Origin of the sequence: Parendozoicomonas callyspongiae, assembly GCF_023502345.1 — a bacterium.
GTDB classification, from domain to species: Bacteria; Pseudomonadota; Gammaproteobacteria; order Pseudomonadales; family Endozoicomonadaceae; genus Sansalvadorimonas; species Sansalvadorimonas callyspongiae.
In genome coordinates this window covers 127251-152661 of record NZ_JAMFLX010000007.1, presented here as the reverse complement: position 1 = coordinate 152661, position 25411 = coordinate 127251, and the positions used below count along the sequence as shown (strand labels likewise).

23 protein-coding genes are annotated in these 25411 nt (G+C 49.0%); 9 read left to right on the top strand and 14 right to left on the bottom strand.

Translation table 11 applies throughout. The features are described from left to right. Positions 1–27: 27 nt before the first annotated feature. Together recG and M3P05_RS07275 are read right to left on the bottom strand one after the other, a co-directional pair. A complete protein-coding gene (gene recG, locus M3P05_RS07280; RefSeq protein WP_249698821.1) occupies positions 28–2112 on the bottom strand; it encodes an ATP-dependent DNA helicase RecG in 2085 nt (694 codons plus the stop codon). Between the two features lie 14 nt (positions 2113–2126). Next, positions 2127–3059: a hydrogen peroxide-inducible genes activator gene (locus tag M3P05_RS07275; RefSeq protein ID WP_249698820.1), complete on the bottom strand. Its 933-nt coding sequence runs from the start codon at positions 3057–3059 to the stop codon at positions 2127–2129. A 163-nt stretch (positions 3060–3222) separates the two neighbouring features. On the opposite strand from M3P05_RS07275, the gene M3P05_RS07270 reads away from it, so the two are divergent. Then, positions 3223–4095 (top strand): SDR family oxidoreductase, encoded by an 873-nt coding sequence (locus M3P05_RS07270; RefSeq protein ID WP_249698819.1) that lies wholly within the window; start codon positions 3223–3225, stop codon positions 4093–4095. Positions 4096–4097: 2 nt separating this feature from the next. On the opposite strand, the gene M3P05_RS07265 is transcribed toward M3P05_RS07270, so the two are convergent. Continuing rightward, positions 4098–5819: a multicopper oxidase family protein gene (locus M3P05_RS07265; RefSeq protein ID WP_249698818.1), complete on the bottom strand. Its 1722-nt coding sequence runs from the start codon at positions 5817–5819 to the stop codon at positions 4098–4100. A 191-nt stretch (positions 5820–6010) separates the two neighbouring features. Between M3P05_RS07265 and M3P05_RS07260 the strand changes: the two genes are divergently transcribed. The 4 genes from M3P05_RS07260 (at position 6011) to M3P05_RS07245 (ending at position 9150) form a co-directional block, all read left to right on the top strand. Then, a complete protein-coding gene (locus M3P05_RS07260) occupies positions 6011–6781 on the top strand; it encodes an ABC transporter ATP-binding protein (protein ID WP_249698816.1) in 771 nt (256 codons plus the stop codon). A 51-nt stretch (positions 6782–6832) separates the two neighbouring features. After that, entirely contained in the window at positions 6833–7654 is an 822-nt protein-coding gene (locus tag M3P05_RS07255; protein ID WP_249698815.1) for an ABC transporter substrate-binding protein, read from the top strand. Positions 7655–7727: 73 nt separating this feature from the next. Beyond that, positions 7728–8456: an ABC transporter permease gene (locus M3P05_RS07250; RefSeq protein WP_249698813.1), complete on the top strand. Its 729-nt coding sequence runs from the start codon at positions 7728–7730 to the stop codon at positions 8454–8456. A 4-nt stretch (positions 8457–8460) separates the two neighbouring features. After that, the gene (locus tag M3P05_RS07245; protein ID WP_249698812.1) at positions 8461–9150 is read left to right on the top strand and encodes an ABC transporter permease; all 690 of its coding nucleotides are present in this window, start codon (positions 8461–8463) and stop codon (positions 9148–9150) included. Positions 9151–9185: 35 nt separating this feature from the next. Here the strand turns inward: M3P05_RS07245 and M3P05_RS07240 are convergent, their stop codons facing one another. From M3P05_RS07240 to M3P05_RS07220, 5 genes are all read right to left on the bottom strand, one after another. Beyond that, positions 9186–9578 carry a RidA family protein gene (locus M3P05_RS07240; protein ID WP_249698811.1) on the bottom strand — a complete coding sequence of 131 codons (393 nt, stop codon included), beginning with the start codon at positions 9576–9578 and terminating at the stop codon, positions 9186–9188. 229 nt (positions 9579–9807) lie between these two features. Further along, a complete protein-coding gene (gene spoT, locus M3P05_RS07235) occupies positions 9808–11931 on the bottom strand; it encodes a bifunctional GTP diphosphokinase/guanosine-3',5'-bis pyrophosphate 3'-pyrophosphohydrolase (RefSeq protein ID WP_249698810.1) in 2124 nt (707 codons plus the stop codon). 93 nt (positions 11932–12024) lie between these two features. Beyond that, on the bottom strand, positions 12025–12276 hold the full coding sequence (rpoZ, locus tag M3P05_RS07230; protein ID WP_249698809.1) for a DNA-directed RNA polymerase subunit omega: 252 nt from the start codon (positions 12274–12276) through the stop codon (positions 12025–12027). 316 nt (positions 12277–12592) lie between these two features. After that, positions 12593–13207, bottom strand: coding sequence for a guanylate kinase (gmk, locus tag M3P05_RS07225; RefSeq protein ID WP_249698808.1), 615 nt, complete (start codon positions 13205–13207; stop codon positions 12593–12595). Positions 13208–13239: 32 nt separating this feature from the next. Beyond that, on the bottom strand, positions 13240–14103 hold the full coding sequence (locus tag M3P05_RS07220; protein WP_249698807.1) for a YicC/YloC family endoribonuclease: 864 nt from the start codon (positions 14101–14103) through the stop codon (positions 13240–13242). A gap of 240 nt (positions 14104–14343) precedes the next feature. On the opposite strand from M3P05_RS07220, the gene M3P05_RS07215 reads away from it, so the two are divergent. Both M3P05_RS07215 and rph read left to right on the top strand, forming a co-directional pair. Beyond that, positions 14344–15429: a protein kinase domain-containing protein gene (locus tag M3P05_RS07215; protein ID WP_249698806.1), complete on the top strand. Its 1086-nt coding sequence runs from the start codon at positions 14344–14346 to the stop codon at positions 15427–15429. Between the two features lie 79 nt (positions 15430–15508). Beyond that, entirely contained in the window at positions 15509–16228 is a 720-nt protein-coding gene (gene rph / locus M3P05_RS07210; protein WP_249698805.1) for a ribonuclease PH, read from the top strand. 77 nt (positions 16229–16305) lie between these two features. Here rph and M3P05_RS07205 read toward each other — a convergent pair whose 3' ends face one another. Then, on the bottom strand, positions 16306–17091 hold the full coding sequence (locus M3P05_RS07205; RefSeq protein ID WP_249698803.1) for an exodeoxyribonuclease III: 786 nt from the start codon (positions 17089–17091) through the stop codon (positions 16306–16308). A 397-nt stretch (positions 17092–17488) separates the two neighbouring features. On the opposite strand from M3P05_RS07205, the gene pyrE reads away from it, so the two are divergent. Both pyrE and M3P05_RS07195 read left to right on the top strand, forming a co-directional pair. After that, positions 17489–18133, top strand: a complete 645-nt coding sequence (pyrE, locus tag M3P05_RS07200) for an orotate phosphoribosyltransferase (protein ID WP_249698802.1) — start codon at positions 17489–17491, stop codon at positions 18131–18133. After that, entirely contained in the window at positions 18120–19112 is a 993-nt protein-coding gene (locus tag M3P05_RS07195; RefSeq protein ID WP_249698800.1) for a hypothetical protein, read from the top strand. The genes pyrE and M3P05_RS07195 overlap by 14 nt, the downstream gene beginning before the upstream one ends. Positions 19113–19203: 91 nt before the next feature. Here the strand turns inward: M3P05_RS07195 and slmA are convergent, their stop codons facing one another. From slmA to coaBC, 5 genes are all read right to left on the bottom strand, one after another. Then, the gene (gene slmA / locus M3P05_RS07190; RefSeq protein ID WP_249698799.1) at positions 19204–19836 is read right to left on the bottom strand and encodes a nucleoid occlusion factor SlmA; all 633 of its coding nucleotides are present in this window, start codon (positions 19834–19836) and stop codon (positions 19204–19206) included. Positions 19837–19842: 6 nt separating this feature from the next. After that, on the bottom strand, positions 19843–20769 hold the full coding sequence (gene argB, locus M3P05_RS07185; RefSeq protein WP_249698798.1) for an acetylglutamate kinase: 927 nt from the start codon (positions 20767–20769) through the stop codon (positions 19843–19845). A 36-nt stretch (positions 20770–20805) separates the two neighbouring features. Beyond that, positions 20806–23484, bottom strand: a complete 2679-nt coding sequence (locus M3P05_RS20955; protein WP_283777714.1) for a phosphomannomutase/phosphoglucomutase — start codon at positions 23482–23484, stop codon at positions 20806–20808. A 128-nt stretch (positions 23485–23612) separates the two neighbouring features. Next, the gene (gene dut, locus M3P05_RS07175) at positions 23613–24065 is read right to left on the bottom strand and encodes a dUTP diphosphatase (RefSeq protein WP_249698797.1); all 453 of its coding nucleotides are present in this window, start codon (positions 24063–24065) and stop codon (positions 23613–23615) included. Position 24066: 1 nt separating this feature from the next. Beyond that, positions 24067–25329: a bifunctional phosphopantothenoylcysteine decarboxylase/phosphopantothenate--cysteine ligase CoaBC gene (gene coaBC / locus M3P05_RS07170; protein WP_249698796.1), complete on the bottom strand. Its 1263-nt coding sequence runs from the start codon at positions 25327–25329 to the stop codon at positions 24067–24069. Positions 25330–25411: the final 82 nt, after the last annotated feature.

The window sequence follows — 25411 nt, the reverse complement described above, 5'->3', positions numbered from 1 at the left end:
TGAGCGATAGGGTCAGAGCCTTATCGCTCAAGCATCAGCATATTGATCTCCTTGAGGTAACCAGCGATCAATTAATGGTTGTACATGTGTAGGTGCGATAGTTATCAGATGCTCTGCTGCGATTTTAATTGTGTCCAGCAGAGCTTTATCCCGCTCCAAATCTGCAACTCTGAATGACACCAGGCCCGTCTGGCGAGTCCCCAGAACCTCCCCCGGTCCTCGCAGTTCGAGATCTTTCTCGGCAATCACAAAGCCATCGCTGGATTCACGCATAACCTGCAGTCTTTCACGCCCTTGCTGGGAAAGTGGTGGGTGATACATCAGAACACAGTGGCTGGCGACGCTGCCTCGACCAACTCTTCCCCTGAGCTGGTGGAGTTGAGCAAGGCCAAGACGTTCGGGGTTTTCAATAATCATCAGGCTGGCATTGGGAACATCCACGCCAACCTCGATAACTGTTGTTGCCACCAGAAGGTGCAGATGTCCTTCTTTGAAAGCATTCATAACTTCAACTTTTTCAGCAGGCTTCATGCGACCATGGATCAGGCCGATGGAAAGGTCTGGCAATGCTTCTGTCAATTCCGCTGCGGTCACTTCTGCTGCCTGACATTGCAGAGCTTCTGACTCTTCTATCAAAGTGCAAACCCAGTAAGCCTGTCTGCCTTCCTTACAGGCAGCACGAACTCTTTCAATAACCTGGTTTCTGCGATCATCTCCAATAACGATGGTATTAACAGGTGTTCGACCGGGTGGTAGTTCATCAATAACTGAGCAGTCGAGATCGGCGTATGCGCTCATAGCCAGTGTTCGTGGAATCGGTGTAGCCGTCATGATCAGCTGATGAGGCATTGCTCCAATCTTGCGGCCTTTCTCCCTCAGTGCCAGACGCTGGTGGACACCAAAGCGGTGTTGTTCATCAATAATGGCCAGTGCAAGGTGGCGAAATTCAACTTCGTCCTGAAACAGGGCATGGGTACCAACTACAACTTCTGCTTCTCCTGTGCGAATTAACTCCAGCTGTTGTTCACGCTTTTTGCCCTTGGTTTTCCCTGTCAGCCAGGCAACGGTGATACCAAGAGGCTTCAGCCAGTTAGAGAAATTGTTGTAGTGCTGTTCAGCCAGAATTTCTGTGGGAGCCATCAAAGCTGCCTGATGTTTGCTCTCCACTGTCTGAAGTGCTGCTAATGCTGCAACAACGGTTTTCCCTGAGCCAACATCACCCTGAACCAGTCGCATCATCGGCGTAGGCTGGGAAAGATCGCTGTGGATATCTTTAAAAACCCGCTGCTGAGCACCTGTCAGTTGAAAAGGTAGGTTGCCAAGAAACTTATCCACAAGCTGGTTTGTACCGGGCAGAGCCATTCCTGTCTGTAGCCGGACACGCTGACGAATCTGCTGCAGGCTGAGGTTGTGCGCCAGAAGCTCTTCGAAAGCAAGGCGTTGCTGAGCAGGATGTACTCCTTCCGCAATGGTGGCCAGCTCTGCATCTGGTGGCGGCTTGTGAAGAAAGCGAACTGCTTCTGTCAGGGGCCAAAGGCTGTGTTGATCCCGCACAGAAGCTGGAAGCCATTCCTGAAGGGCATCGGGGTTATCAATAAACTTCAGCGCCTGTTCGCACAAACTGCGAAGGCGTGGCTGGGTTAAACCTTCCGTTGCCGGGTAAATCGGAGTCAGGGTTTCTTCAACAGGAGCCGCGCTGGAGTCACTGACAATGCGATATTCAGGATGATAAAGCTCCAGGCCATGCGCACCCCGGCGAGGCTCGCCAAAGCAGCGAATGGTCGAACCTTTCTTGAGACTGTTTTTCTGCGCGGCACTGAAATGAAAAAAACGAAGGGTGACAGTACCGGTTCCATCCTGAACCCTGCAAACCAGACTGCGTCGTCTACCCATAACGATATCGGATGCTGCAATTGTGCCCTCGATAACAGCATCCATTCCGAACTGAAGCATCCCCAAAGGTGTTATGCGGGTGCGATCCTGATAGCGCAGAGGTAAATGAAACAGCAAATCCTGCAGATTGCTGATGCCAATTTTATCCAGCTTTGTTGCCAGAGCTGCGCCGACTCCTTTCAGAGTGGTAACCGGAACCTCGTGCAGGGACTTGGACAAGGCGGTTACCTCACTTAGCTCTTCTTAGAAACATGCTCAGAAACAACAGGGCAGTGATGAATGGCTTCTACCACCGCGTCAATGGCTTTGGGGCGTGGGAAACTGGCACGCCAGGCAAGGGCAACAGTACGACCGGGAGCAGGTTGAGTGAACGGTTTAATCGCTAAAAGACCGGGTGCGTAATGATTCGCTCCGCCAGTTGCAGACATTGGCAGAACGGTGATGCCCATTCCCGAGGCAACCATATGTCGCATGGTTTCCAGGGAGGTTGCTTCTATTGTGGTTTTCTTGGGTTTGGAATCGTCTTTCTGATTCAGTGCCGGGCAGGCTTCAATAACCTGGTCACGGAAACAATGTCCCTGCCCCAGTAGCAACAGGTTTGCATCAGGCAGATCGCTAACAGGGATGGCGTCTTTTTGTGCCCAGGGGTGATCGCCAGGCATCAATACAGTGAACTGCTCATCGTAAAGAGGTTTGGTGACGACATCCGCTTCAGTAAACGGCAGTGCAATGATAATGGCATCGAGTTCACCCATACGCAGCTTTTGGCGAAGAACATGGGTGTAGTTCTCTTCAACATAGAGAGGCATTTCCGGGGCCAGTCTATGCAGTTGAGGCACCATATGAGGAAGCAGGTATGGACCAATGGTATAAATAGTGCCGATACGAAGAGGGCTGGTCAGCTGACCCTTGCCTTCACTGGCGATGGTCTTGATGCAGGAAGATTCTTCAAGAACCTTTTGGGCCTGTTCAATAATTTTATGGCCCAGCGGAGTTACACGCACAGCCGATTTGCTGCGTTCAAAAATGGCAACGCCCAGCTCATCCTCGAGCTTTTTCACACCAACACTTAATGTTGGCTGGCTAACGAAGCAGCGTTCTGCGGCCTTGCCGAAGTGGCACTCCTGAGCGAGTGCAACAATGTACTTTAATTCTGTCAGTGTCATGGCATCATGATACTGTAAATTTAGACAGTATTTATAGGCTTTATTCGCAAGAAAATCTGCAAACTCTGCCTTTCCATTTATGCTCTGTTATCAGAGGAAATATCTGACTATTGAGAATTTCTATTAAGTTGTCGCTCAATAATAAACGAAAACCGAGGCTGCTATGAATGAATCTTCCGGAAATCCTGTGGATAACAATCCTGGCCCCATAACTTTGATAGCTGGTTGCGGTGATGTGGGTTGTCGCCTGGCACTGTTGCTGATGAAAAGTGGACACAGGGTTTATGGCTTAAGAAGAGATATCAGTCAGTTGCCGGAAGGTGTTCTCCCCATAAAAGGTGAGCTGACTGATGATAGCCTTTTGGGAGATTGGCCGGAACAGATTGATTATCTTATCTATTGCGCAGCTGCCGGCAGACAGGGAGAAGACGGCTACCGGCAGACCTATCTGCACGGGTTGGAAAATGCTCTAAACCGGCTTAACACTTTGGAAAGTCCTCCCAGACGAATCTTTTTCACCTCAAGTACAGCGGTATATCACCAGAACGAGGGCGAGTGGGTTGATGAACTTTCTCCTACGCGCCCGGAAGGTTTTAACGGCAAGGTGATGCTTGAAGCAGAGGCTCTGCTGGTTTCGTCAGAACTGCCAGCAACAGTGGTTCGCTTTGGTGGAATTTATGGTCCGGGCAGAAACTTTATGCTTAATAAAGTGAAGGGGGGAGAGGTGTATGCAGATACACCTCGGTTATATGGAAACAGAATTCACTCTGATGACTGTGCAGGCATGCTTGCCTGGCTGATTAAGCTCGATCGGGCGGGCGTAGGAATTCATCCGTTGTATTTGGGTGTAGACAGTGACCCCGCTCCTCTTTCAGAAGTTACGCACTGGCTGGCTGAAGAGATGGGAGTGGTCTCTACCAAAGAAATACCAGCCTCTGGCCGGGGCAGTAAACGCTGTCGGAATGATCGAATCCTTGAATCGGGGTACCGTTTTCGCTATCCCGGGTTTCGGGCTGGGTATCAGGGACTGATTTGAGGTCAAATATCATCGAAGTTAAGCATTCGCTGGTAACCACCTCGGCTTCGGTGCCGTTTAATTACACAGTAAGTGATTCCTATCCCTACAGTTGTTAAAAATCCAGTTATCATCAAAGCTGTTGGGAGACCTATTTCTAATCCTAAGTAGGAGTTGCCGCCCTTCTTGGAAGGACAAAGCCTGGATTGTTTTTTGCTCTTTTTAACTTTGACAGTACCCATCATCCCCTGATCTTCATGGGGAAGAATATGGCAGTGCATAACGTAATCCCCATCGTATGATTCGGGCTGAAAACCTACAAGAACATGGCCTTTTTTGTCTTCTGGCAGGTCTGGAAGGAAGATGGTGTCGTGCCAGTCACCTTTCAGAAAGTAATTATCATCTTCGGAACCGCCATTTTCGAGAAGCTGGAATGGTGATACATGAATATGAAATGTATGGAAGTCGATATTGCCCAGGTCAAAATTCAGAATTGATTCCAGATCCATTTCATAGGTTGGCTGAGAGGGGTTGAAGGATTGCCCATTAATTTGAAACAAGCCTTTCTCTTCATCATCAGTCATAACGAAGCTTGTAGTGAAATCTGCTGTTGTGTTTGTCAGATCTGGTAAATAACAAGGTGTTTTGTAGTTCAGTTTTGGTAGTGGGTTGTCTCCAGATCCCGATCCAATATCTTCACTTTCCTCAACTTGCAGAGTAAGCAGTGTACCTCTCCACAGGAATTGGTTGGATGAACGTTCTTTGGTTAAGGCTGACTCCAGCTCATAAGTTCCAGTTGAATCACATCTCACAGCGATATCTGCGCGATTACCGCCGGCCAGAACGGCATGGCTGACTTCTCTTGGTGCATCATTTAGATAAATGCCATCTTTAGCTAGAAGCTGGAAATCACAGCTGGAAGGTTTCTGGATATCAAGCCAGTCCTGAACATTGGCATTAAGGATTCGAAGCCTGTGCCACTCGTTTGCTTTTATGGTCAGAGTCGGCTTCGACTGCCCATTAACAAGAATGGCATCGCTGTCATCAGCAATCTGTTGTGCTGTACAGTTTTTTGTATCCGGTTCGGCTTTCCAGAGTTTATCCCCATTGGTTTTGGCCATTGTTTCCATAAGGGGGATGTTAATTTGACCTAATACCAGGAGGTGCTCAGGAAGTGCTTTGATCTCTACAGGAACTCCGTCAGATTTATCATCGTCAATAATTAAGGCCCCAATAGCTAACCCTCCAACCTGCATTGCGGTGGAACCATGAAAGTGTGGGTGATACCAGTAAAGACCTGGGGTGTGATAGTCAGGGATATTAAAAGTGGCTGACAGGCTCTCATGACCATTGATCTCTGTTGTGAGAACATCATCCGAACCTTTCTTTGGGGAAACATGAAGCCCGTGGGTGTGAAAATTTGTCACGTTAGGCGCTCTGAAAGTGTTTGGTTCACCAAAACTTTCGACGGGCTCAAGCTTGTTAGTGAGAGTGAGATTCAAAGCATCACCCTTCTTTAGACGGAGAGTTGTTCCCGGTGATGTGGGTGTTTCTCCATTCACTTGGTAAAGGCGAGTGGTAACAGTGTGGCAAGCAGTTTGGATAGTGCCGACCGTCATAGTCATTTCAACATTAAGCTTTCCGTTAGAACTGACCAGCGTTTTGGGTTCAATTAAAGGTACTCCCGCGTAGGAGAGGGTGCTTCCAAGAAGAAGCAGGGGTACAGTCCTAAAAAATGAATACATGTCAGTTTTTCTCGCTATATGTGAATGTACAGGTAAGACATTGAAAAGAAGGGGAATACACTGACAATGCTGTTATGTTCGGAATAAATGACGAAGCAAGTGAATTTTTTATTACTGGCAGTTGAGCGCCAGTTTGGGTAATTTATGGCCGTGCATCTTGTTTGATAATAATAAAAGCAGGGCTGATAAAGATGTCTCAGGTACCCGTTGCTCTCGAAGTGAGCAATATTCATAAGCGCTATGGCGACCTGAAGGTTCTCCGGGGAATATCACTTCAAGCCCGTGATGGTGACGTCTTATCCATTATTGGTTCCAGTGGTTCTGGTAAGAGCACACTTCTTCGCTGTATTAATCTGCTTGAAAAACCCAATAAGGGAAGTATTTCGGTTAATGGCGAAGTACTGAAGCTGAAAAAGAAGAAAGGTGTTCTCTGCCCCACTGACCAAAAGCAGCTGGCAAAAATCCGCTCCCGCCTCGGGTTTGTCTTTCAGGGGTTCAATCTCTGGCAGCACAAGACTGTGCTGGAAAATATCATGGAAGCCCCGGTCAGTGTTCTCAAGAAAAATAAAAGAGAAGTTGAGGGGTTTTCAGAAAGCCTGCTTGAAAAGGTAGGGCTGGCTGATCGTCGTGACTATTTCCCATCACAACTATCCGGTGGACAGCAGCAGCGCGTGGCCATAGCGCGGGTTCTCGCCATGGAACCCCAGGTCATGCTGTTTGATGAACCAACGTCTGCACTTGATCCTGAGCTGGTGGGTGATGTGCTGGGTGTTATGCGCAGTCTGGCGGAAGAAGGCCGCACGATGCTTATCGTGACCCATGAAATGAAATTTGCCCGGGAGGTCTCTGACCGGGTCATCTTTCTCCACAACGGACGCATTGAGGAAGATGGCAAACCTGAAGAGATTTTCAAAAAGGCGAAATCAAAACGTTGTCGTAAGTTCTTGGCTACAGCCGTTTAGTAGCCGCGCTGGCAACGGTAATAAAACACAATAACGAGAAAGAGCTGAATAATGACAATAAGCAGCCGTGAGCGCGGAGAGATATTTGCCATTACTAGAGGTGAGGAAAAATATCTCTCAAAAATAAATAGATGGGTAAAAGCCGGAGTGCTGGTGGCTGGTGTTATTGCTGGCTCAGTTGCGATGGCTGGAGAAAAAATTCGTATCGCGACAGAGGGAGCCTGGGCTCCCTTTAATTTTGTAGATGAAAAAGGTCGGCTGGCAGGCTTTGATGTCGATATTGCCAACGCTCTGTGCGCCAAAATGAAAGTTGAGTGTGAGGTTGTGGCCCAGGACTGGGATGGTTTGATCCCCTCGCTCAAGGTTCGAAAGTTTGACGCGATTGTTGCCAGCATGTCCATCACCGAAGAGCGTTTGAAGCAGGTTGATTTCACTGAGCGCTATTATTCTGGTGGTCTGCGTTTTATGGGGCCGAAGAACAAGACCTTTGATACCACCAGAGAAGGGTTGAAAGGGAAGGTCGTTGGTGCCCAGCGCGGAACCATTGGCGGGCAATATCTTGAGGATAACTTCTCGGACGTTGTAACCGTAAAACTCTATGACACTCAGGAAGGTGTATACCTAGATCTTCTTGCCGGTCGCCTGGATGGCGCTCTTTCCGATGAATTGCCCACATGGAACTGGCTGAGCAGCGATAAGGGTAAGAGCTTTGAGTTTAAGGGGGAAGCTTTTGCCAAGGATGATCAGATTGGTATTGCTGTGCGCAAGAAAGATCCTCTTAAGCAGCGCCTGAACCAGGCTTTGCAGGAAATTTTGAAAGATGGAACTTACGAAAGAATCAACCAGAAGTATTTCCCGTTCTCAATTTATTAACGCGTAGTCATGATCGGGCCGGTGGAACTCTGGCCCGGTCACGGGCACTAACAAGCGAAAGCGGTAATTCGTTTTGAGTATTGAAGCGTTTTTTGATGGATTTATGGCCCAGCTTTTAGCCGGAACCATGATGACGGTCCGGGTGACACTGGCTGCTACGTTTCTTGGTATTGCTCTGGGTCTTCTGGGAGCTACGGCCAGACTGTCCAGCTTCCTTCCCTTCAGGGCAATAGGGGGAGCATATGTTGGTGTTATTCGAGGTATCCCCGAACTTCTCATTGTCTTTCTAATCTATTTCGGCTCCAGTCGATTGTTGATGGCTATCGCATCATGGTTTGGCTATCACGATTATATCGAACTGAATCCATTTATTGCCGGTGTAATCGCTCTTGGTCTGACCTTTGGAGGCTACGCAACAGAAGTATTCCGTGGAGCCTTTCTGGCTATTCATAAGGGCCAGACTGAAGCCGCCCAGGCGCTGGGTTTAAGCCGATTCCGGGTCTTTTTTGGCATTGTCCTTCCACAGGCATGGCGAATAGCACTTCCCGGTCTTGGAAATCTGATTTTGATTTTGATGAAAGATACGGCGCTGATTTCTGTTATTGGTCTGGAAGAGCTAACCCGGAAAACCTCCATGGTTGTTAACGCGACCCGTGAGCCTTTCACCTGGTACCTGACGGCAGCGGTTATGTATCTTGGCCTGACTGTTATTACCACGACGCTGCTGAGGTATATGGAAGAACAGTCGCGTAAACATGAACACCCAACGGATGCAGCCTCATCCCATTTGGTGAAGGAGTAGGGGTATGGATTGGTCTGTTGTTGCTGAATATTACCCCCGCCTGATTGATGGTGCCTGGGTGACCCTACAGCTGGTGGTTTTGTCGGGTTTTATTGGAATCATTTTGGCCATACCAATGGCTCTGGCCCGAATATCCAACAAACGTTGTATAAACCAGTTCCCCCGTCTTTACATCTTCTTCTTTCGTGGGACACCATTGCTGATTCAGATTTTTCTGATCTATTACGGCCTGTCCCAGTTTGAATGGGTTAAGAACAGTGCACTGTGGCCGTTTCTGCGAGAACCCTATTGGTGCGCAGTGATCACACTGGGCCTGCATACCACAGCCTATATTGCTGAAATTCTGCGGGGAGCCTTGCAAGCCATTCCTGCTGGTGAGGTTGAAGCCTGCCGTGTTATGGGGATGAGAAAGTTCACCATGTACAGGTGTATTCTTCTGCCCAGAGCATTTGGCATTATGCTGCCAGCTTACAGTAATGAAATTATTCTGATGCTTAAGGGAAGTGCCCTTGCCAGTACGATTACGCTTCTGGACTTAACGGGGATGGCCAGGACAATCATTGCCCGAACCTACACACCTGAGGAAATCTACATCGCAGCGGGTGCTATTTATCTGCTTATCAGCTGGATGTTTATGGCTTTCTTTAAGCTGCTGGACCGATACTTCAACAAGCACCGACTGGTGACTGTGTGAGGTAAAAGCCGGGTGTTAAAACCCGACTTTTAGTCTTACAGAGAGGAGAGAGCCAGGATAGCTTCAATCTCTACAGGAGCGCCTTTTGGCAGCTCTTTTACGCCAACTGCGGCGCGAGCTGGGTAAGGCTCCTGGATGTACTCTGCCATTACTTCGTTAACCATTGGGAAGTTGGACAGGTCAGTCATGGAGATGTTGATCTTCACGGAGTCCTGCAGGGAACCACCGGCAGCTTCTGCAATAGCTTTCAGGTTTTCAAAGCATTGACGAGCTTTGGCTTTGAAGTCACCTTCAACGATTTCCATGGTTTCCGCCAGCATAGGCAGCTGGCCGGAAATGTAAACAGTGCCACCAACCTTTACGGCCTGAGAGTAAGTACCGATAGCGGCAGGTGCTTTTTCGGAATGAATAATTTGCTTGTTGCTCATTAGAAGATTCTCGAGTTATACGAGGAGGGGACACGCAGAATGTCACCTCACCGAAAGTGAGTCCAGAGCATAAATTCGGTGGAAAAATGCAGAATTTAACCGCCCTGACTCGCATTTATTAAAGACCTGATTGACTGGTGACCAGAATAGTTGCCACAAGTTTGTTTTGAGTAGGTACCTGGTTGGAACTGCGTGCCACCTGTAATGAGACATATACAACGAGTAAGAGTTAGCTTTCTTTTGTCCGGCTTATGGAGTGAACACCACGAATGGTACGCAGGCGCTTGATGATCTGGGCAAGATGAATGCGATCCTGAACGCAGATAAGAACCTGGGCATGGGTCAGTTTCACACTGCGCTCTTCCACACCAATCTTCTCAATGCTGGCATTGGCTGCGGTAATAGCTGTTGCCATTGATGCAATCATGCCTTTCTGTGGTTCTACAACAACATTCAGTTCAACCAGGAATTCGCCCTGAACATTTTTATCCCAGTCTACTTCCAGGATTTTTTCAGGGCTGTGGCGGATTTCAGCGATATTCGGGCAGGTCTCTGTGTGAATCACCAGTCCACGACCGGAACTGACATGACCAATAACCGGATCGCCGGGAATCGGATGGCAGCAGCGGGCAAAGCTGATAATCATCCCCTCGGTACCTTTAATGGTTAAAGGCTTCTCAGGGTTGGACGTATCAAGCTGATCCGGCTCCATCAGCTGAATATCCAGCAGACGGCGGGCGATGACGTAAGCCATCCGGTTGCCCAGACCAATATCAGCCAGCAGGTCATCCAGTCTGATGCAATCGGTGTAGGCCAGTACGGCTTCAAGACTGTTCTGGGAAACCTGGTCAAGGCTGCTGCCGAGACTGACCAGTACCTTGTTCAGCAGGCGTTTACCCAGAGCAATGGACTCTGCTTCTCTCTGGTTCTTCAGATAATGACGAATATTGGACCGGGCTTTACTGGTAATAACGTAATTCAGCCAGGCTGCATTTGGACGTGCTCCCGGTGCCGTGATGATCTCGACGGTTTCACCGCTGTCCAGTGGTTGGCTGAGAGAGGCCAGCTTGCGGTCGATCCGGCAGGCTACGCAGGTATTACCAATATCTGTATGAACGGTGTAGGCAAAGTCGACGGGTGTCGCTCCGCGAGGCAGCTCCATAATGTCGCCCTGAGGCGTGAAGACGTAAACCTCATCCGGAAACAGATCGACCTTAACGTTCTCAATAAACTCCAGAGAGTTACCAGCAGTCTGTTGCAGTTCCAGCAGATTCTGAAGCCAGGAGTGAGTGCGGCTCTGGCTACCGATAAGCGCTTCATCACCACTCTTGTATAGCCAGTGGGCAGCAATCCCATTGTTGGCCATATCTTCCATTTCCTGGGTGCGGATCTGGATTTCCACAGGAATACCATGCAGACCAAACAGAGTGGTATGCAGAGACTGGTAACCGTTAGCCTTGGGAATGGCGATGTAATCTTTGAAGCGTCCGGGAATGGGTTTGAACAGGTTATGAACCAGACCAATGGTGCGGTAGCAGCTGTCGACGCTGTCCACGATGATGCGCACACCAAACACATCCATGATTTCCGAGAAGGATTTCCTTTGCTCCTTCATCTTGGAATAAATGCTGTAGAGATGTTTCTCACGCCCCATAACCCGGCCTTTCAGCCCCTCTTTCTCAAGACGGTTATTGATGCTTTCAACAACGGAGTTGACGATTTCGGAGCGGTTGCCGCGGGCTCTGCGCACAGCTTTCAGAAGAAGGTTGGCCCGCATGGGGTACATGGCTGAGAAGCCAAGATCTTCAAACTCGATCTTCATCTGGTGCATGCCCAGACGCTGGGCAATGGGGCTGTAGATATCGAGTGTTTCCTTGGCTATTCGTCGCCGCTTGTCAGGGCGGAGCACGCCAAGAGTGCGCATGTTGTGCAGGCGGTCAGCGAGTTTAACCAGAATAACCCGGATATCTCTCGCCATGGCCAGAGCCATTTTCTGGAAGTTTTCAGCCTGAGCCAGGGTTTTGTCTTCGAATTCGATATGGGTCAGCTTACTGACACCATCAACAATCTCGGCAACAGTTTCACCAAACTGTTTGGCCAGAGCTGTTTTGGGAATACCTGTGTCTTCAATAACATCATGCAGCATGGCAGCCATCAGGGACTGATGGTCCATATGCATATCTGCAAGAATGCCGGCAACAGCGAGAGGGTGCGTAACGTAAGGTTCACCCGAGCGGCGTTTCTGGCCGTCGTGGGCTTGTTCCGCGTAATAATATGCGCGGCGAACCTGATTAATTTGCGCCGACGTTAAATAGGAATTGAGTCTGTGAGCCAGGTCTGTAATTGACGACAATACCCGCTCCTCCTTTCAGGGGTTTACTGCTTCCTGATCACAAACCAAGCAGCGGGCATCGCGTCTGAATACCTGTACAGGACGGGTATGGGGTTAGCCTTCCAGGCCAGCCAGCAGCAGACCTGCTTCGTCATCTTCCTGGTCTTCGCGGTCGATGGCTTTGGGGTCGATTACGCCGTCTGCAATTTCACGCAGTGCCACAACTGTGGGCTTGTCGTTTTCCCAGGGTACCTTGGGGTCCTTTCCACCAATGGTTAACTGGCGGGCACGCTTGCTCGCGGCCATAACCAGCTCAAAACGATTGTCTACGTGTTCCAGGCAGTCTTCAACGGTTACTCGCGCCACGGGTGCTCCACTCTCTCATCAAGGACTTTACGGGGGTATCTGCGGTAATATCGGGCTACAGGCCGGTCCAGTTAGTGACCTTACCAGCGACCGCGCCAGCAGCCACACCGGCAGCTATCCGCAAACTGCCAGTTTACTTAATGATTGGCGATAATGACAAGGATTTCACCTACATTTGTGGGCATCGGGCGGGAAAAATTGCTGACTAAGTGGTTACACAGTGATCCAATCATACCAATTTAGTGAATCTGGGCTCAGGTTATGAGCGCTCGCACTATAACAGCCGGAGGCAGCCTCCGGCTAGCCATAGAGGCTTTTAGTGCAGCAGATCTTTGATCAGATCCTTGCGGTATCCCTTCTGGAAGTCCAGTCCAAGGCGCTTGCTGCGAATCACAGCCTTCAGGTCAAAGAGAGCGTCCTCGAAATCATCGTTGATGATGATGTAGTCGAACTCATTGAAGTGGGACATTTCACTCACGGCCTTGGCCATGCGGTGAGCAATAACGTTCTCATCGTCCTGTCCGCGGCCTGTCAGGCGCTTATGCAGCTCCTTCTGGGAAGGAGGCAGGATAAAGATACCCAGTACTTCCGGCATCAGGCGGCGAACCTGTTGAGCTCCCTGCCAGTCGATTTCCAGAATAACGTCAATGCCTTTTTCCAGTTGTTCCTCAACCCAGGCCTGTGAGGTTCCGTAGAAGTTGCCAAAGACCTCGGCATGTTCCAGGAAGACGCCCTGGCCGATCATATGCTGGAATTCATCAATGGAGGTGAAGTTGTAATTCACCCCATCTTTTTCACCCTCTCTCATAGGGCGAGTGGTATGGGAAACAGACACGGTAATGTACTTGGTAGTATTCACCAGCTCTGTAACCAGACTGGTTTTACCGGCACCAGATGGTGCTGCAACGATGTATAGGGTGCCCTTGCTCATAATCTCAAGTCTTTCAAAAGGTTCCGGGTTTTCTATTCGATATTGCCGATCTGTTCGCGCATCTGTTCAATCAGAACTTTCAGATTAACTGCGCTCTGGGTAACTTCCACACCGACTGCTTTTGAGCCAAGGGTGTTGGCTTCCCGGTTCAGTTCCTGCATCAGGAAGTCCAGGCGGCGACCAATCGCGCCTTTGCTGTTCAGAACGCGGGTCACTTCGTTGCAGTGAGTTTCCAGGCGGTCGAGTTCTTCATCGACATCGGCTTTCTGGGCCAGGAATACCAGTTCCTGTTCCAGTCGATTCTGGTCAATCTCTACGCCGGCATCTGCGAGGCGCTGGGTGATCTTCTCCCGCTGAGCCTGAAGCAGCTCCGGCATATGCTTGCGTACAACCTTGCATTCACTGGAAATGCTCTCCAGGCGCTGCATGATGAACTGTTTGAGTTCGGCACCCTCACGGTTGCGGGTCTCCTGGATCTGCTTCATGGCGTTTGAGAACGCCCCTAAAGCATCTTTCTGGATCTGGCTGACATCAGCAGCATCCTGATTCAGAATTCCAGGCCAGCGCAGGATCTCCATTGGGTTGGCTTTGGCTGTTCTTTCAACGGTCTCGCTGATAGCTACCAGGGCTGCATTCATATGCTTCAGGGCAGCCTGGTTGACGGAGATCTGATCGCAGCTTTCAGACAGCTGGATCTTCAGTCCACACTCCACCTTTCCCCGGCTCAGGTTCTTGCGCAGCTGTTCACGCAGTCGGGGTTCAATTTCCCGCATGCTTTCCGGAAGACGGAAGTGGGGCTCGAGATATCGGTGGTTAACAGTACGGATTTCCCACACGAGTGAGCCCCAGTCGTGGCTTGTCTCGACCCGTGCGAATGCGGTCATGCTTGCGGTCATGGTTTAGTGGTTCCAAACCGGTGAGTAAATAAATCCTGCCATTGTATAGATTTATTCACTGTTGTTATAACGATCCCACTGCTTTTTCAAAAAATAGAAGAATTATTGAGAAAGGCGCTTGTTTTTTTAAGCTCGGCTCAAAGCTTTCAAGAGTTGGGGGCTACTAAAGTCGTCTTTTGATGTGGGTTTTGTCCCGATACCTTTTCTGGAGTTTGAATGGAATCTTCAGGAGGTATAAGGATGCTCTCAGCTGTTACAGGTTATTTTTTCAACCCTTATATGAACACTGAGGAAACCAGCGAGAGCAGTCATGATTCTGGTTTTTCTGAATCCGTTGGTCCAGTTGGAAATGCCGCCATAAACGCAGGGTTTGATATTCCTGATGAACTTGTTGCCCAGCTTGGAACAAGGCAGGTCAAAAGAAGCAGATACCTTGGCAAAAGATATAGTTATGTTCAAAAAAGGCTGCAGTTGAGAAATGATGGCTCTTGTATCAGTGAGGTTCAATCTGAAACTTACAGGCGTCGTTCTGACAGAACCTCAGTAAGAGTTATTCACAAGGTTCTTTCAAGTGGAAAGGTTGTTGGTAGAAGAAAGTACCGAAGACTTGAAAATAAAGATGATCAGGCCGCTTCTGTCGGCAGGGCTCAGTCATGTTTCACCAGGGAAATCGTTAACCATCAGCATCTATCACACCCTCGGATCGTTCCCGTCATTAAAAGTGAGGAAAGAAATCACGGCGATAGCGCGGAGTGTCATATCTGGCAGCCTTATGGTGGGTTGGATTTAAATAAAGCTGATGGTGCTACTCCTGATGGCATGAATATTCATCAATGGATGCATTACCTGCTTCAGGCATTTGAAGGTGTTGAATATATGCACCAGCAGGGTTTTGTTCACAGAGATTTAAAGCCTGGAAATATTGTTGTGGATGATGAAGGGTATTCCCGCCTGATTGATTTAGGGTTTTCTGAGCAGTTAGATTTTAGTTTTCCCCTGCACAATAGGAGTGGAACATCTTATTACAGGGCTCCGGAGGTATGGCGCAGGGAAGAACAGAATGAAGCATCAGATGTTTATGCTGCAGGTATGACTGTTGTCAGGGCCCTGGAAGTATGTGGTTTGATGAAACCTCAACCGAAAGAGCGCCTGGAAAAAGCCTGTCCAGTCCAATGGAATTTGACCAAAAAAGGCATTGATGCGGGAATTGAGTACATCATACCAGTACTGCAACAAATGACGGCAGATGACCCTGCTGCCCGGCCTTCAATATCTAAAGCAAGAGAAATGCTCTCAGATGAGTGGGGCCCAATCCTGATTGATTAGAAAAAATAGCTGTCTTTATTAAATAGATAAGGATATTTGGCGTTATAATCCGTTTCAATTTGAAATATGAGGTGGAATTATGCGCCCCAGCGGTCGTGCTGCAGATGAACTGCGCGAAATCAAAATTACCCGCCACTACACCAAGCATGCCGAGGGTTCCGTACTGGTTGAGTTTGGTGATACCAAGGTGATCTGTACTGCCAGCCTTGACCGGAATGTTCCGCGATGGTTGAAAGGAACCAATCAGGGATGGGTGACGGCAGAATATGGCATGCTGCCCCGTGCTACCGGTGAACGTAACAACCGTGAAGCTTCCCGTGGCAAGCAGGGTGGACGTACACTGGAGATTCAGCGTCTTATTGGTCGCTCTCTGCGTGCTGCTGTTGACCTTAAGCGCCTGGGTGACAATACCATCACCGTTGATTGTGATGTTATTCAGGCTGATGGTGGTACACGTACAGCTTCCATTACCGGAGCTTGTGTAGCCATGATTGATTGCCTGCGTCATATGCAGCGAAACAAAATCATTCGTGATGATCCACTCAAGCAGTTGATTGCTTCTGTTTCTGTTGGCATTTACAACGGCAATGCCGTTCTTGATCTGGATTACGCCGAGGATTCAAACGCTGAAACAGATATGAATGTCGTCATGACTGAAAAAGGTGGCTTTATCGAAGTGCAGGGAACTGCTGAAGGCGCTCCTTTCGATCAGGACGAAATGGATGCCATGCTGACACTGGCTCGCAAGGGTATTAATGACCTTCTGGATATTCAGCGTAACGCGCTGGAAGCTCCCTGACTCATTGCTCTGATTCAGGCCATTGTTATCTTCTTTAAAAGACAATGGCCTGAATCAAGAATGCCAGCAAGATAAAATTAAAATGAGAGTTCCCACTCATAATCAACAATAACAGGGGCATGACGGGAGAAGATATCATGGGTATAGATACCTGAGCTCAGAACCCGATGGCGCATGCTGGGCGTTGCGATCTGGTAATCGTAACGACGGCCCTGGTTGATCTCACGGTCACCCTCGTTTGACCAGAAAGTGTATTTGCCGCCTTCGCGATCGACTTCACGATAGGTATCGACATATTCCAGACCATTAACAATCTCATCCATCCAGGCGCGCTCTGCAGGCATAAAGCCGGGAGACTCCTGATAATCACGCCAGCTGGCCAGGTCGATCTTCTTGTGTGCGACATTCCATGAGCCGCAGGTAATAAACTCACGGCGCTTACGGCGCTGCTTGTTCAGATACTGCAGGTATTCATCCATAAAGCGGTACTTCGTGTTCTGAGAAATGTCAGAAGAATCTTCTGGCTCAGGAACCATCAGACTGCCAATACTGATTTTGTCGAAGTCCGCTTGAAGGTAAAGCCCGCAAGCATCTGCTTCAGGAATATTCAGTCCGGTGATAATGGCCTTGGGAGGTACACGGGTATACAGTGCGATGCCACCCTGGCTGGCACTGGTGTCATAACCATCAAAGAAATAGCTGAAATATCCCTCTGGATTAAAGGGCGCATCAATCAGTTGGCTTTCAGAGGCTCTGATATCCTGTAAACAGATGACATCGGCGTCCTGTTCCTGAGCCCAGGAAAAAAAGCCTTTTTCAGCTGCGCTTGTTATCCCTTCACAGTTGAAGCTGATAATTCTCATGCTGGGTCCTGTACTATCCGCCTTGATCGGCACAGGTTCTGTCCGAATTTTCGCCTTCTGTTCTTATCTCTCAGAGGCTGTGGGCAGAATCAGCCTGATGGCGGGAAAAGGCACTGCGAAGCTGTAATTTGTAAAGAAGTGTTTACAAACGCACTCAAACAATGGCTTTCCGAAATGCAAATTAATATGACGGTATGATACCGAGGGTGGGAAAGTAAGACTATACGAATAGTCTAAGTACCTTTACGGGATCTTTTGGGGTGTTTACTTTCGTCTTGGAGGGTATGGCAGGTGTTCCATCCCTTGTGGTAGCGGTGTTTCTTCGATTTGCTGATAGAATAACCGGGGCAGTACGCTGTTCCATTGAATTCCAATAATCATTTCACCCAGAGACGCTATGAAACCCTATCAGCGCGACTTTATCCGCTTCGCTATCGAGTACCAGGTTCTTCAATTTGGTGAATTCACCCTGAAATCAGGGCGCCAGTCTCCCTACTTTTTTAATGCTGGCCTGTTCAACAGTGGTAAAGCATTGGCTGCTCTCGGCCGTTATTATGCAGAGGCACTGACAGATGCCGGGGTTGAATACAACGTGCTGTTTGGTCCGGCTTATAAAGGTATCCCCCTGGCTTCTGCAGCAGCAGTGGCTCTGGCTGATCATCATGACCGAGATGTTCCCTGGTGCTTTAACCGCAAGGAAGCCAAGGATCATGGGGAAGGCGGTAATCTCGTTGGAGCTCCGCTTCAGGGGAAAATTGCCATCATTGATGATGTGATTACAGCGGGAACGGCTATTCGTGAGTCAATGGATTTGATTCATCAATGCGGTGCCAGCCCAGCCTGTGTTCTGATTGCCCTTAACCGTCAGGAAAAGGGTAAAGGGGAACTTTCCGCCATTCAGGAGGTGGAAAGGGATTATAATATTCCTGTAATAAGTATTGTCAGTTTGGAGCAGGTAATGGAATACATCTGCGAAGATGATAGGCTCAATCAATTCGCTCAGGCGATTGATGACTATCGCCGGAAATATGGAATTCAATAAAAAGATAAAGGCTATTAAAAAATCTGTATTTCTGGTGCTGGCGGCGTTTGGTTATCTCAGTATTTCTGACGCCGCTGAGTACACAGGGCAGTATTTCTATCGTTATGTCGATAAAAATGGCGAAACGGTAATTGCCACACAGGTTCCCAAAGAAGCCGCCAAGCGTGGATATGAAGTCCTGACCGACACTGGACGGGTGCTTGAAACCGTTGCGCCTCAATTAAGTGATGAAGCTATCCAGATTCAGAAGTTTCAAAAGCAACTCACCCTCCAGAAGAAACTCCGTGAAAAGAAGCAGTCTGAAAGTGATGAAGAATTGCTTCGCCTTTACAGCTCTGCAGACGATGTGGAGTTTGCCTTGCGGCGGCTGCTGCAGGAGATTGATACCCGCATCCTTGTACTGACCAGTAATACCGAGCGTCTGAAACTTCAGCAGGAGCGTAAGCAGGCAGAAGCTGCCCGTCTGGAGCGCGGAGGAAAAAAGGTTCCTCAAAACCTGCTGACGGAGCTGAAAAACATTGCTGCCGAGCTATTCCGAATCCAGATCCAGGCTCAGGAGTACAACAAGGAAAAGGATAAGATGCGGGCAGAATATGCCCTCAAAGCCGAACGAGTGCGCTTCCTGGTTGAGGGGGAAGAAGTTTCCAGGAACAAGAACCTGCTGTTCACAGATAAGCAGGTGATAGGGAACTGGCGCCCTGTAGGTAAGCATCCGGGAGTAATACGCTGGAGTGCAAACCCGGAAGGGCGCTTTATTCTGCAGGTATCAAAAAGTGAGCGACTGGTCGGGAACTGGTCCTTCAGCCGGGATAAAGATATTGTCGTGGTCTATTTCCGTCAGGAAACCATCAAGAATGGCAAGGAGAGCCGTAAGCCTTTAGCGAAAGAAGAGCGCTACCCAGTTCTTGATTTCCAGGACGGTGTTCTCTCTCTGTTCTGGGGAGAAAAGTCCGAAAAATTCCAGAAAGATTCCCAGTAAATCTCTCCTCCTCTTCAATCGAACCAATAGAACAAAAAATTATGCCGACACGATGGCCGGCATAAATTGCTATTTGGAAAGGTACGAAACGCTAATTGCGAAAAACACCCTGGCTGATCGCTTTCCACTGATCATCCCAGTTTTCTGAGGGCTTGCGTCGGAACCGGCTGCGGACAAACTGATTAATCCGGCCTTCTGCCAGAGCCAGCAGCATGTTCGCTGTAGCAGTATGAGTCATCTGGGTACGTAAGCCGTCCTTGATCTCAGCATCCCGAAGAATCTGGCGAATCTGGGTCTCAAGGCGCTCAAACAGTTGAACAATACGAGTTCGCAAACGATCAGTTTCACCATTCAAGGCATCACCGGTGAGGATGCGGGTCAGCCCGGGGTTCTTTTCACAGAAGATCAGCAGCAGGGTCAGAATTCGCTGGCAGGCAACCAGGGCATGCTCTTCTTCGTTGATGATTCGGGAAACTCTGGAAAACAAAGAATCTTCAATAAAGCCAATCAGTCCTTCGAACATCTTGGCTTTACTGGGGAAGTGGCGATAGAGAGCGGCTTCAGACACGCCGACTTCCTGCGCCAGTCGGGCAGTCGTAATGCGTTCTCCAGGATTGCTCTCGAGCATATGTGCCAGAGCCTGCAAAATCTGGTCTTTGCGCGAAAGCCTGTCCTTTCGGGAGACAGTTTCCTTTTGCAAATCTTTTTGCTGTGCTTTGTCCATTCGGTGCTACGTGTTACGCGTTGATGATGAGGGTGTTGAACTGATCAAAGTACCAACGCCCTGTTCGGTGAATATTTCCAGAAGCAAAGCATGAATAACCCGGCCATCAATAATATGGGCTGCGTTAACGCCGGAGCGTACGGCATCAAGCGCACACTGAATTTTTGGAAGCATGCCACCATGTATGGTGCCATCCTTGATCAGCTCGTTAACCTGCTCCACATTTAAACCGGTTATTGTCTTGCCATTGTCATCCAGCACCCCTCGGGTGTTGGTCAGCAGAATCAATTTTTCTGCATGAAGAACCTCAGCAACCTTACCTGCCACCAGATCGGCGTTAATGTTATAGGATTTCCCATGATCATCGACACCTATCGGAGCAATAACCGGAATAAAATCCGATTTTTCGAGCATGGTAAGGATATCTGTATTAATAGCTTTTACCTCACCAACATGCCCGATGTCGATAATTTCTCGCCCCCCGGCTGAGGCTGTGTCTGAATCTGAGATTTTGTGAAGCTTCTGGGCCCAGATAAAGTCACCGTCTTTACCGGTGATACCGATTGCCCGCCCACCATTCTTATTGATAAGACTGACAATCTCTTTGTTAACCAGGCCACCCAGAACCATCTGGACAACGTCCATGGTTTCACTGTCTGTGACACGCATACCATCGACAAAACGTGTCTTAATATTAAGTCGTTCGAGTAATTCCCCAATCTGTGGTCCTCCGCCGTGTACCACAACCGGGTTTATACCCACCGCTTTCAGAAGCACAATGTCACGGGCGAAGCTGTTTTGCAGTTCCTCACTTTCCATGGCATTGCCGCCATATTTTACAACAATGGTTTTACTGGCAAACCGTTGAAGATAGGGAAGGGCTTCGGTCAGGATGTGGGCAATATCAGATTTATTGTTGTTGCTGTCTGTCATGATCTTTTGTTCCCGTTACTGCTGTGGAATAAGATCCTAGAATGGGATTTTTAGTTCCGGATCGAGGGCCAGCAGTTGTTTTTTGAACAGAGTCTTGATGCGCTCAAGTCCCTCATTGTCGTCAGCCTCGAACCTCAGGGTCAAGGCCGAGGTGGTATTTGATGCTCGTGCCAATCCCCAGCCCCAGGGGTAATCAGCGCGAATACCATCAATAGTTGTGATGCTGGCATCGCCAAACTCACCTTCTTTTTTCAATCGTTCAATCAGGCCGAATTTATTAGCTTCACTGGCAGGGATAAAAAGTTCTGAAGTGGATTCTGCGCTGGGTAGTGTTTTAAAAACCATTTCAGCTGCATCTGCTTCGTTGGCCAGAACTTCAGCAATGCGTGCCGCACTGTATATACCATCATCAAAACCGAACCAGCGCTCTTTAAAGAAAATATGTCCGCTCATTTCCCCAGCCAGGAGGGCGTTAGTTTCCACCATCTTTTGTTTGATGAAAGAGTGCCCGGATTTCCATAGAACAGGGCGTCCACCACAATTATTGATCAGTGATGACAGGCGCCGGGTCGACTTCACGTCAAATATTATATTGGCTCCGGGGTTGCGTGAAAGGACATCTCGGGAAAGCAGCATCAGTAGCTCATCAGGGTAAATAACGTTTCCTGCATTGGTGACAAACCCGACCCTGTCTCCATCCCCGTCAATTGAGAAGCCCATATCGGCTTTGTGTTCTTTTACATCTTTGATGAGTTTTTCCAGCCCCTTTGACGCTGTTTGAGATTGATCTGGGTTGTAGTGAGGAAAAGTACCGTCTGCAGTACAGTACAATGGAATGACTTCACAGCCGAGCTGCTCAAACAGTCGAGGAGCAATCTTGGCAGCAACACCATTGCCACAATCAACAACAACTTTCAGCGGGCGGGGAAGTACCACGTCATTGAGAACATGTTTCTGATACCGTGAAATCATCTCTTCTGTTGAAACACTTCCATGACCACTCATGAAGTCACTTTCAACAATTCGCCGATACAGGTCAGTTATTTCATCGCCAACCAGCCGGTGTCCACCGATCACAATTTTTAAGCCGTTATAGTCAGGAGCACTATGGCTTCCTGTGATCATGACGCCGGAATGAGCATCCAGAACATGAGTTGCAAAATAAAGCACGGGTGTCGGGACAGTTCCTATGGATATCACGTTACAGCCGGAAGCAACCAGTCCCTTGATCAAGGAGGCTTTGAGCATGGGGCTGGACAGGCGACTGTCATTTGCGACGACAATCGTTTTTTCGTTTCTGGCATGGGCTTCAGACGCAATCGCCTGACCAATAAGAGTGACTGCACTGTCGGTCAGGGTTTTCTCAACGACCCCTCGAATATCATTAGCTCGAAAGATTGAAGCTGGAATCTTCTCCGCCTCTTCAGCCTGAATCTTTTCAAGGACTCTCGCATCGAACTTCATATCTTTGCCAGGCATGGGAGGAAGTTCTGGTTGGTCATTAGACTGTTTCTGGGAGACCTTGGAGATATCAGGTAACTGGCCTGCAAAGAATTGAATGACGTTATCAACGGTGTTCTGGGCAAACCGGAAATTGAAGTTGCTGTTTTCATCTGCGATGCCTGAACTCAGATTTTTAAAAATTGTCTGAGTGAGGGAAAAATCCTCATCAGCCTTCTTGCGGATCTGGATCGTGGAATGAAATGCAGCACCAGCTATCGCTGCCAGCCCTGCGACCATTACAAGAAATAAAGGCCATATGGGACGAGAGAATTCGTCCATAAAGCTTTCTGAGGGGTTGAAAGCAATAGTCCAGGCAGTTCCGGGAAGCGTTATTTTCCAACTATGACCAGAGGCTACTGTGGGTTGCCCTGAAGAAAAGATCGGTTCGCCGGTTACCTCATGACTTTGGAATACCTTCAACTGTCCAATCGAAGGATCTGCGAGTTCGAGAGGCTCTTTGACATAAGGCAAGCCAAAGGACAACAAGACAGCTCCAATAATCTGTCCATCCTGGGACACCGGGCTGCTTGCCAAAACCTGCCATTGATTTCCTGAGTGTGCGGCTTCAACTCTTGGGGGGCTACCTTCTAGAGTACGCCGAACAACATCCAGGGCCGCAAAGCCCATGCTTGGTGTGATTTCAGGGCCAAGTTCCCGGGGATAGATCTGGATGGCTGTACTGTGAGGAGCTCCTGAGGTCAGCAGGTCTTCCAAGTTTTTGACCTTCATGCCCAGACCGAACCCTTTGTGGCTATTGAGACGGGTAATTACCTGGGGTTGTAGAGCAATGGCGTTAACGGTGCTTTGAGCATTGCTTAAGGCAAGTTGCAATTGTCTGACTGCATTCTGGCCGACTCGTTCGACTTGTTCTTCAATCTGGCTCTGGCCCGGGCTGTAGATCGTCTGGAGCAAAAGAAGAAGGCAGAAAATAACAAAGGCTCCCGCCGCTGATCCACTAATGGGAAGTTGCTCAAGAAGGAGGCTGATTGTTGTGCTTGGTTTAAGAGGCCCTTTCTTGGGCTGTTGATCATTGGTGTCTGAGGAGGTGCTTTTCTTTGGGGCGAGTTTTTCCGCCAGACTGTCCGGAATCACTTTTTCCAGATAGCTGGTGGCGAAATCAAAATACTGCTGAATCTTCTGTTGTGCTGCTTTTATAGCTGGCGGCTTTGTTTTGGCTGACGGCTTTTTGGCCGACTTCCCCGCTGATGCCATGCCTGCTCCATCGACTCTTATTCTCTGCCAGTCGTTCCTTTCCTGGCTTTTTACAGCTCTATTTCTTGTGGGATTTGGTTGTTACAGGCCGGGTCAGAAAAACTGGCCCAACCTGTTAACTATAGGAACTATTTACGGCCAGAGGAGCCAAAACCACCATCAGCGCGATCGGTTTCGTCAAAGTCTTCCACGATATCCAGTGTTGCCTGAACTACCGGGACAATAATCATCTGGGCAATACGCTCTCCCGGGTTGATGGTGAAAGTTGTATTTCCCCGGTTCCAGCAGGAGACAAACAGTTGCCCCTGGTAGTCAGAATCGATCAGGCCTGTGAGGTTACCGAGTACAATTCCATGTTTATGACCCAGCCCAGAGCGGGGCAGAATCATGGCTGCAAAGCCCTGATCTTCCAAATGAATGGCGAGGCCGGTGGGGATCAAGAGAGTCTGCCCTGGCTCCAGAGTTGTGGCTTCCTCAACCATTGCACGGAGGTCCAAACCAGCTGAACCATCAGTAGCATAGACTGGCAGCGGAAATTCACTACCCAGGCGATGATCAAGAACTTTCGTTTTCAGATGCATATTAGGCACTCTCTTCCGTGTGTTGTGTGGTTTCAGCCTGGGATTGCTGTTCTTGAGACTGGCTGTAGAACTGGGCAATCATTTCAATCAGCTGACCTGCCAGCTGGCGCTTTGAGCATTTGGGCAGGGGTTCCTCGATATCTGCACCAATCAGTGTGACGGCATTATCATCACTATTAAATCCGATGCTGGTGTCACTGACATCATTTGCCACGATCAGGTCAAGATTTTTACGCTTGCGCTTATCTTTGGCGTATTCAATAACATTACCGGTTTCTGCTGCAAAGCCAACCACAAAAGGCCGGTCTTCCTTGGCGGCAACAGAGGCCACAATATCCGGGTTGCGAACCAGGCTGACAGTCATGCCTTCGTTAGGGCTGTCAGGGTCTTTCTTGATTTTGATTTCAGCGACTGTTTCAGGACGGAAATCAGCAACAGCTGCACAGCTGATAAAGATATCACTGTCGGAAGTCTGCTGCATTGCTGCTGCGTGCATATCACGGGCGCTGGTAACATCAATACGCTCGACTCTGTCTGGAGTCGGAAGATGAACCGGGCCCGAAATTAACCTTACAGAGGCTCCGGCTTCTGCTGCTGCTTTGGCCAGGGCAAAACCCATTTTTCCGGAGCTGTGGTTGGAGATATAACGAACCGGGTCAATAGCTTCCTGGGTTGGCCCTGCTGTGATAACCACATTGCGGCCAGCCAGTGCGCCTGTGGAGAACTGCTCTGCAAGCATCTCAACCAGAGTCAACGGATCAAGCATCCGGCCAGGGCCAACGTCACCACAGGCCTGGAAGCCTTTATCCGGTCCAAACAGAGTCACGCCACGGCTTCGCAGAACCTCACAGTTGTGCTGTGTAGCGGCATCCATCCACATGCCCTGGTTCATGGCAGGCCCCAGGTAAATAGGAGCCTGGGTAACCAGGCACATGGTTGCCAGAAGGTCATCGCCCATACCTGCAGCCATGCGGGCAATAAAATCGGCGCTGGCGGGAGCAATCAGCACCGCATCTGCCCATTTGGCCAGCTCAATATGGCCCATACCTGCTTCAGCTTTCGGATCCAGCATGCTGGTGTGAACGATATTACCGGAAAGCGCCTGCATGGTCAGTGGCGTGATGAACTCGCAGGCAGCGCTGGTCATAATGACATGAACTTCAGCGCCAGCTTTTATAAGGTGGCGAACCATTTCGGCAGATTTATAAGCTGCAATACCTCCGGTAATACCTACCAGAATTCGCTTGTTATTAAGCCTGTGCATAAGTTTGTCGTTTCGTTCTTGAATCTGTAAATCTGTCCATTATATCCACCTGATGTCGTTTCGGGCGAATGCAGGACTTCCA